The 15,250-nt window shown below is 61.1% G+C and carries 14 protein-coding genes; 10 read left to right on the top strand and 4 right to left on the bottom strand.

The genetic code is table 11. The annotated features are described in order from the left end of the window. The first annotated feature begins 140 nt into the window (after positions 1 to 140). The gene (gene uxaC, locus KD146_RS12350; RefSeq protein ID WP_427857088.1) at positions 141 to 1,583 is read left to right on the top strand and encodes a glucuronate isomerase; all 1,443 of its coding nucleotides are present in this window, start codon (positions 141 to 143) and stop codon (positions 1,581 to 1,583) included. Positions 1,584 to 1,653: 70 nt separating this feature from the next. On the opposite strand, the gene KD146_RS12345 is transcribed toward uxaC, so the two are convergent. Continuing rightward, complete coding sequence (locus tag KD146_RS12345; RefSeq protein ID WP_212658956.1) at positions 1,654 to 1,830, bottom strand: hypothetical protein; 177 nt, start codon at positions 1,828 to 1,830, stop codon at positions 1,654 to 1,656. A 214-nt stretch (positions 1,831 to 2,044) separates the two neighbouring features. Between KD146_RS12345 and KD146_RS12340 the strand changes: the two genes are divergently transcribed. From KD146_RS12340 to KD146_RS12310, 7 genes are all read left to right on the top strand, one after another. Next, complete coding sequence (locus KD146_RS12340; RefSeq protein WP_212658955.1) at positions 2,045 to 2,893, top strand: aminoglycoside phosphotransferase family protein; 849 nt, start codon at positions 2,045 to 2,047, stop codon at positions 2,891 to 2,893. Between the two features lie 187 nt (positions 2,894 to 3,080). Continuing rightward, on the top strand, positions 3,081 to 3,587 hold the full coding sequence (locus tag KD146_RS12335) for a CAP domain-containing protein (protein WP_212658954.1): 507 nt from the start codon (positions 3,081 to 3,083) through the stop codon (positions 3,585 to 3,587). A 211-nt stretch (positions 3,588 to 3,798) separates the two neighbouring features. Next, positions 3,799 to 5,406, top strand: coding sequence for a catalase (locus tag KD146_RS12330; protein ID WP_212659215.1), 1,608 nt, complete (start codon positions 3,799 to 3,801; stop codon positions 5,404 to 5,406). A gap of 569 nt (positions 5,407 to 5,975) precedes the next feature. Continuing rightward, complete coding sequence (locus KD146_RS12325) at positions 5,976 to 6,470, top strand: EF-hand domain-containing protein (RefSeq protein WP_212658953.1); 495 nt, start codon at positions 5,976 to 5,978, stop codon at positions 6,468 to 6,470. 88 nt (positions 6,471 to 6,558) lie between these two features. Next, on the top strand, positions 6,559 to 7,563 hold the full coding sequence (locus tag KD146_RS12320) for a YHYH protein (RefSeq protein WP_249327664.1): 1,005 nt from the start codon (positions 6,559 to 6,561) through the stop codon (positions 7,561 to 7,563). Next, entirely contained in the window at positions 7,560 to 8,117 is a 558-nt protein-coding gene (locus tag KD146_RS12315) for a YbhB/YbcL family Raf kinase inhibitor-like protein (protein ID WP_212658952.1), read from the top strand. Before KD146_RS12320 ends, KD146_RS12315 begins: the two co-directional genes overlap by 4 nt. Before the next feature lie 53 nt (positions 8,118 to 8,170). Further along, positions 8,171 to 8,821 carry a PEBP family protein gene (locus KD146_RS12310; RefSeq protein ID WP_212658951.1) on the top strand — a complete coding sequence of 217 codons (651 nt, stop codon included), beginning with the start codon at positions 8,171 to 8,173 and terminating at the stop codon, positions 8,819 to 8,821. A gap of 730 nt (positions 8,822 to 9,551) precedes the next feature. Here the strand turns inward: KD146_RS12310 and glpK are convergent. Beyond that, entirely contained in the window at positions 9,552 to 11,042 is a 1,491-nt protein-coding gene (gene glpK, locus KD146_RS12305; RefSeq protein WP_212658950.1) for a glycerol kinase GlpK, read from the bottom strand. Positions 11,043 to 11,183: 141 nt separating this feature from the next. Next, positions 11,184 to 12,680: a glycerol-3-phosphate dehydrogenase gene (gene glpD / locus KD146_RS12300; RefSeq protein WP_212658949.1), complete on the bottom strand. Its 1,497-nt coding sequence runs from the start codon at positions 12,678 to 12,680 to the stop codon at positions 11,184 to 11,186. Positions 12,681 to 12,853: 173 nt separating this feature from the next. Between glpD and KD146_RS12295 the strand changes: the two genes are divergently transcribed. Both KD146_RS12295 and KD146_RS12290 read left to right on the top strand, forming a co-directional pair. Next, the gene (locus KD146_RS12295; RefSeq protein ID WP_212658948.1) at positions 12,854 to 13,789 is read left to right on the top strand and encodes an AEC family transporter; all 936 of its coding nucleotides are present in this window, start codon (positions 12,854 to 12,856) and stop codon (positions 13,787 to 13,789) included. A gap of 106 nt (positions 13,790 to 13,895) precedes the next feature. Continuing rightward, positions 13,896 to 14,489, top strand: coding sequence for a hypothetical protein (locus KD146_RS12290; protein ID WP_212658947.1), 594 nt, complete (start codon positions 13,896 to 13,898; stop codon positions 14,487 to 14,489). 15 nt (positions 14,490 to 14,504) lie between these two features. On the opposite strand, the gene KD146_RS12285 is transcribed toward KD146_RS12290, so the two are convergent. Continuing rightward, positions 14,505 to 15,248, bottom strand: coding sequence for a class I SAM-dependent methyltransferase (locus tag KD146_RS12285; protein ID WP_249327663.1), 744 nt, complete (start codon positions 15,246 to 15,248; stop codon positions 14,505 to 14,507). Between the last annotated feature and the right edge of the window lie 2 nt (positions 15,249 to 15,250).

Below are 15,250 nucleotides of genomic sequence, written 5' to 3'. Positions count from 1 at the left end.
CTCACAACTGGGTCGCCGCTTTACGCTGTTCTCACCCGGCACATGAAGGCTAATCCCGCGGCGCGAAAAGCCGAAGACGATCCTGCAAACGCCGTTAATTTTATCAATCTGATTCCATCGCTTATCTTGTATGGAAGATGATTGATTCCGGACGCGGTTCATGGCAAAAATGGTCCATGACACACCTGCATCCAGACCGCCTGTTTCCCGCTTCCGAGCCCGCCCAGACCATTGCGCGCCAGCTCTATTCCGAGGTCTCCGACCTGCCGCTGATCAGCCCGCACGGTCACACCGACCCGGCCTGGTTTGCCAACAACCAGCGCTTTTCTGATCCGGCCAGCCTGTTTCTGACGCCCGATCACTACGTCTTGCGCATGCTGCGCAGCCGTGGCCTGAGTTATGACGATCTGGGCGTGCCCCGCAAGGATGGCAAGTCGGTCGCCGCCGGCCGCGATGCCTGGCGACTGTTTGCGGCCAATTATTATCTGTTTGCCGGCACCCCCTCCAAGACCTGGATCGATCATTCGCTCAAGGCGTCCTTCGGCATTGAAGAAGAACTCTCGGGCGAGACCGCCGACGCCATCTATGATCGCATTGATGCCGCGCTCGCCACGCCCGACCTGTTGCCGCGCGCCGTGCTCGACAATGCAAATGTCGAGGTCATCGCCACCACCGAATTTGCCCTCGATACCCTGCCGCATCATCAAAAGATGAAGGCCGATGGCTATATCGGTCGCGTCCGCACCACCTATCGACCCGATGACGTCACCGACCCAAGCCGCCCTGCCATTGCCGCCAACCTGCAAAAGTTCGGCGAACTGACCGGCGAGGACATCACCAGGTGGGACGGGTTGATCAACGCCCACCGCATTCGCCGCGAATTTTTCCGCCAGCATGGCGCGGTGGCTACCGACCACGGCGTGCCGACGGCCAACACGGCTGATCTGCCTCTGGTCGACAAGCAGGCACTGCTCGACCGCGTTCTGGCTGGCACGCATACAGCCAACGATGCCGAACTGTTCCGCGCCCAGATGCTGACCGAAATGGCCCTGCTGGCTGTCGAGGATGGCATGGTCATGCAGATCCATGCCGGCTCGCGCCGCAACACCGATCCGCTGCTGTTCACCGAGCGTGGCCCCGATCTGGGTGCCGACATTCCGGGCACCACCGATTACGTCAACGGCCTGCGCGCGCTGCTCTCACGCTGCGGTAATGAGCCCAATCTGCGCCTGATCATGTTCGTGCTCGACGAAACCACTTATGCCCGCGAACTGGCCCCCATGGCCGGTTACTGGCCCAGCCTGCTGGTGGGGCCGCCATGGTGGTTCCATGATAGCCCACAGGGCATTCGTCGCTATCTCGATCAGGTGGTTGAAAGCGCTGGCTTCTATAATCTGGCCGGCTTCAACGACGACACCCGCGCGCTGCTCTCGATCCCGGCCCGTCACGATGTCTGGCGCCGCGAAGTCTGTGGCTTTCTGGGACGTTGGGTGGGTGAGAACCGCATTTCGCGCAGCACGGCGCGCGATGTTGCCAAGCATCTGAGCTATCAGGCTGCCAAGGATGCCTACCGCATCAAATAGGCTGACCCGCCCGGCCCATGATTGATTGCACCCCGGGCAATGGTCGGGGTGTTTTCCATTGCCGGTTCGGTCAGGGCGATTTCCAGAACACCATGACAATCAGCACCAGTCCGGTCAGCATCAGCACCACCAGCCCGCCAAGGCCATTGGCAAACTGCCGCAGCAGACCCGGCCGCGCTTCATCAGGGCTGATAATGTCGGTCAGTTCAGGATGGGCGTAGGCGTCGTCTCTCTTGTAATGCGTCATCGATGGTCCTCCCCAGGGCCCGCCGTTTGCATGCACTGATCATGCGCCCCCATCCGGTTAAGAAGCCTTGCCGTCCCAGCGTTTTTGCGCGTTATGCTTGCTTTTGTGTCAAGGGCGACCGCTGCCGGCTTGTGCCCCATCTTGATCAACTTTTCCGGCCATGTTTGGCTGCCAGTCGAATCCGGCACCGGCTTCTGCTCTAATGGCGGTCATGATGAATCAGTCGCCCCTTCAAACCGCGCTCAGCCGCGCCATGATCCGCTGGTCGCTGACCAAGTCGACCCAGCTTGCCGACAGCCCGTCCAGCACGATCTTCAAGGTCGAGCAGAACGGGCGCAATTTCGCCGTGCTCAAACTGCTCAAGCCTGCAGCGGCGCAGGAAGAGCGGCGTGGCGGGCGCCTGATGAACTGGTATGGCGGGGAGGGGGCTGCAACGGTCTTTGATATCCACGGCGATACCATTTTCATGGAATGGCTCGATGGCGGCACGCTGGGCGATGCCGTGCGCGCCGGTCATGATGATCAGTCCACCACCGCGCTGTGCTCTGTGGTGGGCGGCCTGCACCGTGCTCGCGCCGAGCCGCTTGAAGACATGCTGCCGCTGCGCGAGCGCTTCCAGCCGCTGTTTGATACCGATGTGCGCGCCTGGCCCCACACCGCCCGCGACATGTATGCCCGGGCCGCCGGCATAGCGCTCAAACTGTTTGATCGCCCCACCGCGCAGATCCCGCTGCATGGCGATTTGCACCATGACAACATCATGTCCTCCGATCGGGGCTGGCTGGCCATTGATCCCAAGGGGCTGCTGGGTGACCCCTGTTACGAGTTGGCCAATGCCTTCATCAATCCGTTGGGCGCCGAAGATACGGTCAAGGATCCCCGCCGCATCGCCGCCATGGCCGACATGGTGGCCGAACGGCTGGGTTACAGTCGCAAGCGTGTTCTGGGCTGGGCCTCGGCCCATGCGGCGCTTTCGGCCTGCTGGACCCTGGAGGCGGGCGAGGCGATCATCTGGCAGCTCACTATGCTGCCGCTCTTGCTCAGCGCCTATGATCAGGCCTAGCGCCCTGGCTTTGGTGCCGGGCCACCGGCGGCCCAGAACTGCCAGCTTTCCACTATGATCTTCATGGACTGGCAATCTTCCTTGCGTGATATCAGATCAACCGAGCGCCATGCGCGACGCCAGAACGCTGTATGCCAGACCTTCGGATTCATGGTGCCATAGCGCCGCTACAAGTGGAATTTGCTTGATGTCGACTTTGCCCCGCCGCAGCTTTCTCGTTCTCGGTGCCGCCTTGGCGCTGTCCGCCTGCGCAAGCACCATTCCGGTCTTGCCCAAGGGCGCCAGCACGCCCGAGACCATGAGCGACGCGGAAATCCTCACCGCCATCAACGCGGTGCGCAAGGCCAATGGAGCGGGCCCCTGGAGCTACAATCCCCGCCTTGAAGACGCCGCCCGTTCACAGGCCCGCCTGATGGCCAGCAAGAACACGCTCAGCCACGATCTGGGGGTTACCCTGCGCGAGCGCGTCACCGCCGCAGGCTATCAGGGCGCCGTCGGCGAAAACCTCGCCAAGGGCTATACCAGCCTGCAAGGTGCCATCGAGGGCTGGATGCAATCCTCTGGCCACCGCTCGACCCTGCTCAATGCCAAATTCACCGAATTCGGTCTGGCCGTCGCGCGGACGTCAAACGGCAAGCTCTACTGGGCCATGATCGCCGGCGGCAGTTTCCAGCCCTGGCTCAAGGTGGTCTAGCGACAAACGGGCCGGTTCAGCTGCAGCCGGCGTGCCGCCGACAATACAGTCTGCGCAGTTTTGCCCGGCGCTTCGAGCCGACAAAGTGCGGCCGTGTCGCCCCTCATCACTAAGTCCTGCAACGCATGCCCGATCAGGACCGCTCACGACGGAACCTGCCGCTCCCGCCATCGGTTGTAGTGCTATAGCAACGCACCCCGAGGACACGACCATGGCCGATAAGAGCTCCGCCCCCCGCACCACGACCGATGCAGGCATTCCGGTCCAGAGCGACGAGCATTCGCTCACGATAGGTCGAGACGGCCCGATCGTGCTCAATGATCACTACTTGATTGAGCAGATGGCGAATTTTAATCGCGAGCGCATTCCTGAACGGCAGCCCCATGCCAAGGGAAGTGGGGCATTTGGCCATTTTGAGGTGACCAGCGACGTCAGCAAATTCACCAAGGCAAAATTCCTGCAGCTTGGTGCCAAAGTGGAAACCGCGGTCCGCTTCTCCACCGTGGCCGGTGAACGCGGCAGTCCCGACACGTGGCGCGATCCGCGCGGGTTCTCGGTGAAGTTTTACACCGATGACGGCAATTTCGATATGGTCGGCAACAACACGCCGATCTTTTTCATTCGCGACCCGATGAAGTTCCAGCACTTCATCCGTAGCCAGAAGCGCAGGGCCGATAACGGACTGCGCGATCATGACATGCAGTGGGATTTCTGGACGCTCAGCCCCGAAAGTGCACACCAGGTGACCTATCTTATGGGCGATCGCGGCGTGCCCAGGAACTGGCGCGAAATGAACGGTTACGGCAGCCACACCTACATGCTCACCAACGAAGCGGGCGAAAAATTCTGGGTCAAGTGGCACTTCCATACCGATCTGGGCGACGGCAATGCGCACCTTACACAGGACGCGGCTGACAAGATGGCAGGCCAGGACGGCGACTATCACCGTCGCGACCTGTTCGAGCACATCGCCAGAGGTGAATTCCCAAGCTGGACGTTGAAGTTCCAGGTGATGCCTTTCGACGACGCCAAGACCTATCGTATCAACCCGTTTGACCTCACCAAGATATGGCCGCATGCCGATTATCCGTTGATGGAGGTCGGCAAGCTAACGCTCGATACAAACCCCGTGGATTGGGATACGCAGATTGAGCAATTGGCCTTCGAGCCAAATAATATGGTGCCGGGTATCGGTCTCAGCCCTGACAAGATGCTTCTCGCGCGCGGGTTCTCCTATTCTGACGCACACCGCGCTCGGCTGGGGGTCAATTACAAGCAGATTCCGGTCAATCAGGCCAAGGCGGCGGAGGTGCATTCCTATTCGCGTGCCGGGCGCGGCCGCACTGTCAATGCGCTCGATCCGGTCTATGCGCCCAACTCATATGGTGGTGCTGGAGCGCAGCCGGAAACAGGGGGAGAAGCGACCTGGATGGCCGATGGCGACATGGTCCGCGCTGCTTACACCCTACGCGCCGCAGATGACGATTGGAGCCAAGCCGGTGCACTCGTGCGCGACGTCATGGACGATGAGCAACGCGAGCGATTTGTCAAAAACGCTTCTGGACATCTGGCCAACGGCGTCAGTGAGCCGATCCTGGAGCGCGCTTTTGACTATTGGCGCAAGGTGGATAAAGACATTGGCGACCGGATCGAAAAGGCCACCCGCGATATGCTCGGCGGCAAGTCTCAATCTCCAGGCATGGCCAGCGCCAAATCGATTTCCGGCTACCATGGCGTTCCCGCCACGGCATCGATCGCCAAAGGCGATGCCCAGAACGGCGCCTCCCCTGACCAGCAAGACGATCCAGTCTCGCGATAGCCGTCACCTCGTCTAAGTCTGGGTTCTTTCTCCTGACCGGCCGCAAACCGGTCGGTCAGGAAAAAAACCCAAATCGCCCATCTGCTGAAGACCCCATTTCAGCCACTCAAGCCGTATGTTCCGATGTATGTAAGCAGTCGCCTCTCCACATGGCGATAGCTGCAACTCGCGACTGATGGCAAAAGCCGGTTGCGTCAGCGAAGACGCCGATGCGACATGCGATGCGCCGGCCCGCCGGGTCGACCCTGGCCAAAAATCGTTCAGCCGCAGCTGCGTCCTTCAGTTCTCTCCCAAGGATAGGAATAGCGATCTCGTCGCTACTCACCGGATGAGAGCGGCCACACGCGCTCACCCATCGCAGCGCCCAGCGTTACGGCTCCGTGTCGTCGAGGAGCAGTCTTGTCCTGCACGACCTCAGCAATGACGATCTGTTTCCAAACGTTCATGTTTGCGACCGGCTTGTAACGTGCCATCGGGCAGCCCGCGACCGTATGACTATGCGCAACAATCGCGGGTGCCGTAGCGGCCCGCAGATGGCGTGATATTATCTTTGGGAGTTGCAGGGCACAATGAAAACGACCACGAAGCTCATTCTGGCGGCAGCCACTATAGCCCTGTTGGCCAGCTCTGCCTTTGCGCAGACTGCGGGAAACAGTCTGACGAATGGTCCCCGAAGCCCCGGACCTCACGGTCCTTTCAGCGCCTCTGATTTTGATCACGACAGTCAGGTTACGCGGGCCGAAATCGACCAGTTTATTGCGATGGGCCCGGAACGCAGCGTCGGCATGGTTGCCTATTTTGACCAGTTCGACCTCAACCAGGATCAGGTTCTTGACGAGAGCGAAGTCGCCAGCGTTCAGCCCGAGTTCGCCTTCGATGGCTCAGACGCCAATGCGGACGGTCGTCTGACGCTTGCGGAAGTTACCGACTATGCCAACGAACGGCTCTACCGTCAGATGGGCCTTGGTGAATTCTTTGATCTGATCGACATCGACGGAGATGACACGGTCTCCGCCGAAGAGATTGAAGCCGCCCACGTCTCGGGTCAGTTGCCGCGCGGCTAGTCCTCGCCTGGCGGTGATCTGAAAGGTCGCTGCCATTGCCGAGCCGTTTTTCAGTCTCAGAGCCCAACAGGCAATCACTGGAGTCACCATGCCGATAACGAAGCCTCTCCATTTTCAGTTCGGTGTGACAACGCTGACGATGCTCATCGGAACAGCGGTTTTTACGCCCGCTACCGCACATTCCCACGAGTCGGAAGACGAGCATTGCGCCGCCGTCATGGCATCTGTGGCCGATGCCGGATTTGCCGATAGTGTCACCGTCACCTGTGAGAATGGGCAGGCGGTGATGACATCGGACACCTATCCCGACCACACTCTGATGACCGGCATTGTCGGCACCAACGAGCAGGTGCCGGTTCCGGCCAAGGACTATGCCGCCCCTATCCCGCTGCAGCCGAGCCTGGGCGACACACCACAGACGCGCGACGCGGCGCTGGGTGTGGCCGTGAACGGTGTGCCGATCTTTGACTATACCGGCGGCGGCGAGATGACCGAGGCCGATCTGTACCACCACCAAACCCAGCACGACACCCTGCTGACCCAGCAGCTCGATGTCTGTGGTGGCCATGCCGGACGTGGCGATGATTATCACTACCACGTCAAACCGACCTGCATGATCGAACAGATGGACAATGCCGGTGACGACGCCATCATCGGCTGGGCCTTTGACGGCTTCCCCATCTTCGGTGACAACAATCCCGACGGCACGCCCATCGCCATAGACGTGCTCGATGTCTGCAACGGGCAGGCCGACGACACCTTTGGCTATCGCTATCACACCTCGCTGGAGGCCCCCTATATTATCCAGTGCCTGATGGGCACGGTCGCCGATCTGAAAGATTTGCCACGGACTGCCCCGTTGTCACCTGCTGGTGGCGGCGTTGGTCTGGAGCCCGGTCAGCCGCCACGCGGTGGGGTTGAGGGCCTGGTGTTCACCCAGGATGCCTCGGGTCAGCGCAGCATGGATTACACCTATCAGGGCGAAGAGTACTACATGCGTTACACACCCTCCGACACGCCGGATTGCTACGATTTCGAAACGCGCACGGTGACCAATAAGGGCGAGATCAAAACCGGCAAGTATTGCCGATGATGCCGGTCGCGCCACGGCGCTGGATCACTGCGCTGATGCTGGCAGGATTGGCCGGGTCGGCGGCAGCGCAGGACACGTTCATGCTGTCGAGCCCGGTCATGGTCAATGGCGGTACTTTGCCCGCCGATCTCAAATGCACCCGCGACGGCGGCGACGGGCTGACGCCGCCTCTCGCCTGGTCCGCGACGCCTGTCGACACGCAAGGCCTGGCGCTGATCATGCACCACTATCCCAAAGGGACCGTCGAGGGGGTGGATGCGCCCAGCCAATATTGGCTGTTGTGGAATATTCCTGTCGACACTGTTGAGCTGCCACGAGGCAATCCCGCCTCCATCGGCGATGAGGGGGGCGACAAGGATGAACGGCGCACCGGCTACACGCCGCCATGCTCGCCACCCGGGGCCCAGCATGAATATGTCATCACGCTCTACGCACTAAGCAGCGCACTGGACGATTTGCCAGCCCATGATGACCTGCAAGTGGACTGGTCCAGCATGACCCAGGCCATGGAAGGCAAGATCATCGCGTCATCCAGTATTGCCTTCCTGAACTGAACCGATCCCCCGCCGCAGGACGCCTGTTCCTGAACCATATGAAGGAAAACCAGATGCACACCTTACTCGCGACCGCAATCGTGCTGAGCCTGGGCACCGGCTCGGTGATGGCCCAGAGCCAGACAATCACCGCAGATGTATGGGCGGACAACTGGTTCGAGATGTATGTGAACGGCGAAAAGGTCCTGGAAGACAGCGTGCCGATCACGACCGAACGCTCTTTCAACGCCGAGACGGCCAGCTTTGAAGCCGACATGCCCATGACCATTGCCATCATGGCCAAGGATTTCAAGGAGAACGATTCCGGGCTCGAATATATCGGCACCAATCGCCAGCAGATGGGCGATGGTGGGCTGATTGCACAGTTCCACGATGCCGCAGGCGCTCTGGTCGCGGTCACCGATGGCGATGCGCGTTGCCTGGTTGTCCACCATGCGCCGCTGGATGTCGCCTGCGCCAAGGAGAGCAATCCGGTTGCCGGTGAGGGCGCCTGCGGCTTCACCGAAACCGATATTCCGTCAGACTGGACCGCGCCCGGCTTTGACGACAGCGCCTGGCCCGCTGCCGTGGTACATAGCGCCCAGGAGGTCAGTCCCAAGGACGGCTACGACAATATCGCTTGGGACAGTTCAGCCGAGCTGATCTGGGGCGAGGATCTGCATCAGGACAATACGCTGATCTGCCGGATAACAGTGGGCAGCTGAATTCAAAAGTTGGGCGCTTAGGTCTGCTACCGGCGAACAGGTGGAAATGCAGACCGTCAGCTTTCCACCCCTTATCGGCGTTGCCGGAGCCTCATAAGAGTTTCTGCTTTTAGGACGTCACCGACGAGGACCTAACCTCTGAAATGGGGCGCGTTGCGGCCCGGCGGCTTGCGACCCCGTTTCTGCCGGTCGTGGTCCGACCGAAAGATCCAAATAGCAGCCGTTCGTCAGTGCTAAGGGCTCCGCCGACGCCTGATCATAAACCCTTTAGTGGCAGCAATCAGAACAAAGAACAGACTGGCTGCAACGACGATCCCGGTGATTGGTCCAATTCCAATATCGTGTCCGGACGGGCACGCATCCCCGCAATTCAGGGTCGACCAAAAATCGACCCAAAGTCCTATAAGGCACACGGCGCCAGGCAAGAGCACGAGTAAGAACAGCAGCCAGTTGCGAGCGGACAGAAGAAAGCCTGATGCGACTAGGGTGCCAGATGCCCAGAAATAGATGTCTTCCACGTGGCGGCCTCTCTGGCATGGGACACTCTGGGCCTAGCCGGCTAGAGCCCAACTTCAAAGTCGTATCTTGCAGGTGCGGCAGCTAACGCTTCGTGTGAACCAAAACCAGACCGTCTCCTTCCCACCCCAATTTCAGACGTGGCTGGCCAGCTGCCAGAACGGAAGCTTTCTAACCCCTGGTGTCTCGGCTCTCGGCAGCTCTTCGGCTCGCCCTAGCGCGTCGTCAACGTCCGCTGCACGGCATCGTCCCAGCCCTTGATCTTGGCGTCGCGCGTGGTGGCATCCATCTCGGGTTTGAACTGCTTGTCCAGCGCCCAACTGGCGGCAAATTCGGCCATGTCGGGCCATACCCCGGCCTTTGAGCCGGCCAGCCAGGCCGCACCCAGTGCCGTGGTTTCAAGGATTCTGGGCCGGTCGACCGGTGCATCCAGAATGTCGGCGAGAAACTGCATGGTCCAGTCCGAGGCGACCATGCCGCCATCGACCCGCAGCACGGTCTTGCCGCTATCGCCCCAGTCCTTGCGCATGGCTTCAAGCAGGTCGCGCGTCTGATAGCAGACCGCTTCAAGCGCCGCCTTGGCGATCTCCGCCGGGCCCGAATTACGCGTCAGGCCATAGATTGCCCCGCGCGCATCGGCATCCCACCAGGGCGCGCCCAGCCCCACAAAGGCGGGCACCATATAGACATTCTGGCTGGGGTCCGCGGTGCGGGCCAGCGGGCCGGTTTCGCTGGCATGCTTGACCAGCTTGAGCCCGTCTCGGATCCACTGCACCGCCGCCCCGGCGATGAAAATCGAGCCTTCGAGCGCATAGACCGTCTCGCCGTTGAGCCGATAGGCGATGGTGGTCAGCAGCCGGTTCTTGGAGCGCACAATGTCCGTGCCCGTATTGAGCAGCGCAAAGCAGCCTGTGCCATAGGTCGATTTGAGCATGCCCGGCTCAAAGCAGGCCTGCCCGATCGTGGCCGCATGCTGGTCGCCCGCCACCCCCAGAATAGGGATGTCAGCGCCAAACAGGCTTACCTCGGCGGTGCCGAAATCATCGGCGCAATCCTTGACTGCCGGTAGCAGCGCGGCAGGCACGGTGAACAGGTTCAGCAGTTCGCTGTCCCACTCATTGTCGGCAATGTCGAACAGCAGCGTGCGGCCCGCATTGGTCGCGTCGGTGACATGGGACTTGCCGCCCGTCAGCCGCCAGATCAGAAAACTGTCAATGGTACCAAATGCCAGATCGCCGGCTTCGGCCCGCGCGCGCACGCCCTCGACATTGTCGAGCAGCCACTTGATCTTGGTGCCGGAAAAATAGGGGTCCAGCAGCAGCCCGGTTTTGTCGGTGACCAGCGCTTCATGCCCGTCCTTCTTGAGCGTGGCGCAATAGGCTGCGGTGCGCCGGTCCTGCCAGACAATCGCATTGTGCACCGCCTTGCCGGTCTTGCGGTCCCAGATCAGCGTGGTTTCGCGCTGATTGGTGATGCCGATGGCCGCCACATCCTTTGCGGTGATTTTCGCGTCCTCGAGCGCCGTCTTGACCGACCAGACCACACTCTCCCAGATCTCTTCGGGGTCGTGCTCTACCCAGCCGTCCTGGGGAAAGATCTGGGTGAATTCCTTCTGCCCGGACCCGGCAATGCTGCGATCCTTGGCAAACACGATTGCCCGGCTCGAGGTCGTGCCCTGATCAATCGCCAGAATATAGTCACGCATCACAATCTCCTCGACGCCGAGTTTTCGGTTCTATCGTCTCCCGCCCCTTATAGGGGGGGACAGGGGCGGGGGTGTTTGAGCCACGGCCTCACCCCACCCTAACCCTTCCCGTCAGGGAGAGGGAATATCGCCGCGCCTGTATCAGCCGGCTTTGGCCAGATAGCCTGCGAGCCTTGCCGTCTCGTCCTTGCTCACCCGCAGACCCAGCTTGGTGCGCCGCCACAGGATATCCTGCGCGGTGCGCGCCCATTCATGGCTCACAAGATAGTCTACTTCGGCTGCATACAGATCAGCGCCAAAATGCTCGCCAAGGCTGGCCAGATCCTGCCGGTCGCCCAGCAGCACGCGCGCCCTGGTGCCATAGAGCCGGGTCAGGCGATGCGCCATTTCCTTGGGCAGTTCGGGATAGTCCTTGTGCAGCCGGCGCACCTCGGCATCGAACGCCAATGGCTCGAAATCGCCGCCGGGCAGGGTGCTTTTTTTGGTCCAGCGCTCGCCCTTGGCCCCCAGCACTTCTTCGATCTTTTCGAGCACCGACTCGGCCAGCCGCCGCGATGTGGTCAGCTTGCCGCCAAACACATTGATCGCCGCCCCGGTTTCGGCATCGCCATCCACCTTGAGCACATAGTCGCGCGTGGCTTCCTGGGCCGCGCTGGCGCCGTCGTCAAACAGCGGCCGCACGCCCGAATAGCTCCAGTGGATATCGTCATGGGTCAGCGGCTTGGCAAAATACTCGCTCGCCGCGCTCAGCAGATAGTCGGTTTCGGCAGCGGAGATTTTGACGTCCTTGGGGTCGCCATCATAGTCCTCATCGGTGGTGCCGATCAGCGTGTAGTCGTTCTCATAGGGAATGGCGAAGATGATACGCCCGTCGCTGTTCTGGAAAATATAGCAGCGGTCATGGTCATAAAGCTTGTGCACCACCAGATGGCTGCCTTTGACCAGCCGCACATTATGCGCGCCATTCTTGCCCATGGCCCCGGTGATGACATCATCAACCCAGGGCCCGGCGGCATTGACCACCAGCCTGGCGCGCACGGTCTGCCGACCTGCTTCACCATCCAGCTCGACGATCCATTCACCCTTGTCGCGGCGCAGGCTGGTCACCTTGGTGCGCACATGCACCGCCGCACCCTTGTCGGCGGCGTCGCGGGTGTTCAGCACCACAAAGCGTGCATCATCCACCCAGCAGTCGGAATACTCAAAGCCCAGCTTGTAGCCTGGCTTGAGCGGCTTGCCGGTGATGTCCTTTTTCAGGTCCAGCGTCTTGGTGGGCGGCAGCAGGCGGCGCCCGCCCATATAGTCATACATGGCCAGCCCGGCGCGCAGGATCACTGCTGGCCGCAGGCCCTTGTGGTGCGGCAGCACAAAGCGCAGCGGCCAGATGATATGCGGCGCGGCAGCCCACAGGATTTCCCGCTCGGCCAGAGCCTCGTGCACCAGTCGGAATTCGTAATGCTCAAGATAGCGCAGCCCGCCATGCACCAGCTTGGTCGCGGCCGAGGAGGTTCCCGAGGCGAGATCATTCATCTCCGCCAGCGCCACCGAATAGCCGCGCCCCACGGCGTCCCGCGCCACACTGGCGCCATTGATGCCGCCACCAATGACAAAGATATCAACGCTGTCGCCTACGCTCATGGGTTCCATCCTGTGTTGCTTTCGTTTCTACGCGTTTGGATTTCGGATTGGAAGCGTAGAGTTTCGTTTATCATCTCTGACGGCTACGTCAATCTACCATACCAGCTGGCCATTGACCCCGCGGTTTTGGCGGCGTACGGCAGGGAACCATCCCGGCCCCGGAAGTCTCGGCCATGCTCGCCATCATCAGCGTTATTCTGCCCATCTTTGCATTGATGGCGTTTGGTTTTGGCGCCGTTCGGCTGCGCCTGTTTCCGGCCGAGGGCATTAAGAGCCTGATTGCCTTCGTCAATAATTTCGCCACGCCCTGTCTGCTGTTCCACTCACTGGTAACGAGCGACTTCGCCGCCGCGTTCAATCCCGCGATCATTGGCCCCTATTACATCGGCGCACTGGTCTGCTTTGTGCTGGGCATCGTCATTGCCCTGCGCGGCTTCGGCAACAGTCCCGGCGTTGCCGTCTCGGTGGGTTTTTCGGGCATGTTCACCAATACCGTTCTGGTCGGCCTGCCCATCATCCAGCGCGCCTATGGTGTCGAGGCGCTGCCGGTCGTGCTTTCCATCATCGGCCTGCATGGCGCCATCCTGCTGACCACTGGCATGGTCACCATCGAGCTGATGCGCCGCGATGGTGCCTCGCTGGGGCGCACCTTGCTGGTCGCCGGCAAGCGCGTGGCATCCAATCCGCTGATCTGGGGCATTGCCGCCGGCATGATCGGCTATTTCGCGGGCCTGCAACTGGTCGAGCCCGCCGATGCCTTCCTGCGCATGATGAGCCAGGCCGTCGTCCCCGCAGCTCTGTTCGGCATTGGCGGCGCCCTCAACGAGTTCAAGCTCTCCGACAATTGGCGCCAGGCGCTGATTGCCTCGCTGATCAAGCTGATCATTCACCCCGCCATCGCCTATGTGCTGATGATCTGGGTGTTCCATGTCCCCATGGAGATCGCGCGTTACGGCATCCTGCTCTCGGCCATGCCTGCGGGCGTCAATGCCTATGTGTTCGCCACCTATTACAATCGTGGCGTCAACGTCGCCGCCAATACCATTCTGATCGCCACCGTCAGCTCGGCGCTGACCATTTCGATCTGGCTCTACATTCTGACGCTCTAGGCGGGGCCTGCACCGATCACGATTGTCGCCCACACGCGTTTGGCCGGAACTACTTTAGCGCCAAACCATTTGCCTGCCACCTTTTGGATAAGCCGGTGGTTGTGTCGTGCGTGTTGCTTTCATTCTGTTTTTGACTCTGCTCGGAGCCCTTGTCAGCTTCACGGTAACTGCACTCGGCCAGGGTCGTGATCAGGCAGTTTTCGCCTTTGGCGGGCGCTATGTGGACGGCTATTTTGAGCACGCTCTGGCGCCGCTGGTCGCTGATTACGAAGACAATGTAGTGCTTGGCGCCGGCTATCAGAAATTCCTCGCCGAGCCGCTTCCTGACTTCCATCTTGGTGTCGAGGCCGGCCTTGCCCTGCGGGGCGGGCAACAGGCCAGCGGCGAAGTCTGGGCTGGCGCGGTGGCTCGCTATGATGGCTGGACGATTGGCGAACAGCTGCGCATCTCACCCGCCTTCACCTTTGGCCTGAGCGCCGTCACCAATTCCATTGGGGTTGAGGCCGAGCGCGCCGCAGACCGCCATGCCGATCCCGGCCTCCTGTTTTATCTGGCGCCCGAGATCAACCTGTCGGCCCCGGATAACCCGGACACAGAACTGTTCTACCGCGTGCAGCATCGCTCCGGCGCCTGGGGAACCATGGGCGACATGTTCGACGGCCACAACGCACAGGTTATCGGCCTGCGCCATCATTTCTAGGCAGCAAGGCCGGGCTCACCCCTGGCTGGGGAGATTGGCCACGAACACCATTTCGGGCGAAAGCAACGCGTCGAACGCCGTGCCGTCCCAATCGCCCATTACCGTGTTGAGCACCAGACCCGCTTGCGCCAGCTGCCCGGCGATCGCCTCGCGCGTCAGAAACAGCAGCGTATTGTACGAAACCATCGCGGTGTCAGCCAGCGTGTAGTGGGTGTCGAAGTGTATATAGGCGCCATCCAGGCGTATGTTGCGGTGCGCTTCGGTCACACTTTGCCCATCAACCTGCAGCACCGTTTCGCCGCCCCACCGCGCCACCCAGTCTATGGCAGGGTTCCGGGACTCAAAAACAACCTCGCCGCCGGGTGCCAGATGGGTGCGGATCACCGCCAGCGTTTGCTGCACGGCAGCCTCATCTGCCAGCGCCTGAAAGGCATGGCCGGTCATGATGATCAGGTCGAAACGCTTCTCGCTGCAAAACTGCTCGGCGGTGGCCTGAACCCATTCGATCTGTGCGCCATTGGGTTTGTTTCTGGCCACCGCGAGCATGGCGGCGGCTGGGTCAACCCCGGTCACGCTATGGCCGCGTGCGGCATAGGCGTCGCACAGCAATCCCGTACCGCAGCCCAGATCAAGGATGCGCTTGGGGGTATTTCCGGCCCGCTCAAGATAGAAGTCGCGATCCGCTGACCAGCCGCTGTCCTGATCATAGAGCCGCGCCAGAACCGGGCTCTCATAATGCAGGGGATTGGCGGCCGCCAAAC

This window comes from Devosia litorisediminis (assembly GCF_018334155.1).
Classification (GTDB): Bacteria; Pseudomonadota; Alphaproteobacteria; order Rhizobiales; family Devosiaceae; genus Devosia; species Devosia litorisediminis.
The sequence above is the reverse complement of the archived record's forward strand: the minus strand, read 5'-3'. Positions and strand labels throughout refer to the sequence as shown.

What these genes read in the sequence shown, in the direction of transcription:
- glpD (WP_212658949.1), bottom strand. Translation starts at nt 12,680, where the DNA reads ATGAGCGTAGGCGACAGCGTTGATATCTTTGTCATTGGTGGCGGCATC.
- KD146_RS12325 (WP_212658953.1), top strand. Translation starts at nt 5,976, where the DNA reads ATGAAAACGACCACGAAGCTCATTCTGGCGGCAGCCACTATAGCCCTG.
- KD146_RS12345 (WP_212658956.1), bottom strand. Translation starts at nt 1,830, where the DNA reads ATGACGCATTACAAGAGAGACGACGCCTACGCCCATCCTGAACTGACC.
- KD146_RS12335 (WP_212658954.1), top strand. Translation starts at nt 3,081, where the DNA reads ATGTCGACTTTGCCCCGCCGCAGCTTTCTCGTTCTCGGTGCCGCCTTG.
- KD146_RS12340 (WP_212658955.1), top strand. Translation starts at nt 2,045, where the DNA reads ATGAATCAGTCGCCCCTTCAAACCGCGCTCAGCCGCGCCATGATCCGC.
- KD146_RS12320 (WP_249327664.1), top strand. Translation starts at nt 6,559, where the DNA reads ATGCCGATAACGAAGCCTCTCCATTTTCAGTTCGGTGTGACAACGCTG.
- KD146_RS12330 (WP_212659215.1), top strand. Translation starts at nt 3,799, where the DNA reads ATGGCCGATAAGAGCTCCGCCCCCCGCACCACGACCGATGCAGGCATT.
- KD146_RS12315 (WP_212658952.1), top strand. Translation starts at nt 7,560, where the DNA reads ATGATGCCGGTCGCGCCACGGCGCTGGATCACTGCGCTGATGCTGGCA.
- KD146_RS12310 (WP_212658951.1), top strand. Translation starts at nt 8,171, where the DNA reads ATGCACACCTTACTCGCGACCGCAATCGTGCTGAGCCTGGGCACCGGC.
- glpK (WP_212658950.1), bottom strand. Translation starts at nt 11,042, where the DNA reads ATGCGTGACTATATTCTGGCGATTGATCAGGGCACGACCTCGAGCCGG.
- KD146_RS12295 (WP_212658948.1), top strand. Translation starts at nt 12,854, where the DNA reads ATGCTCGCCATCATCAGCGTTATTCTGCCCATCTTTGCATTGATGGCG.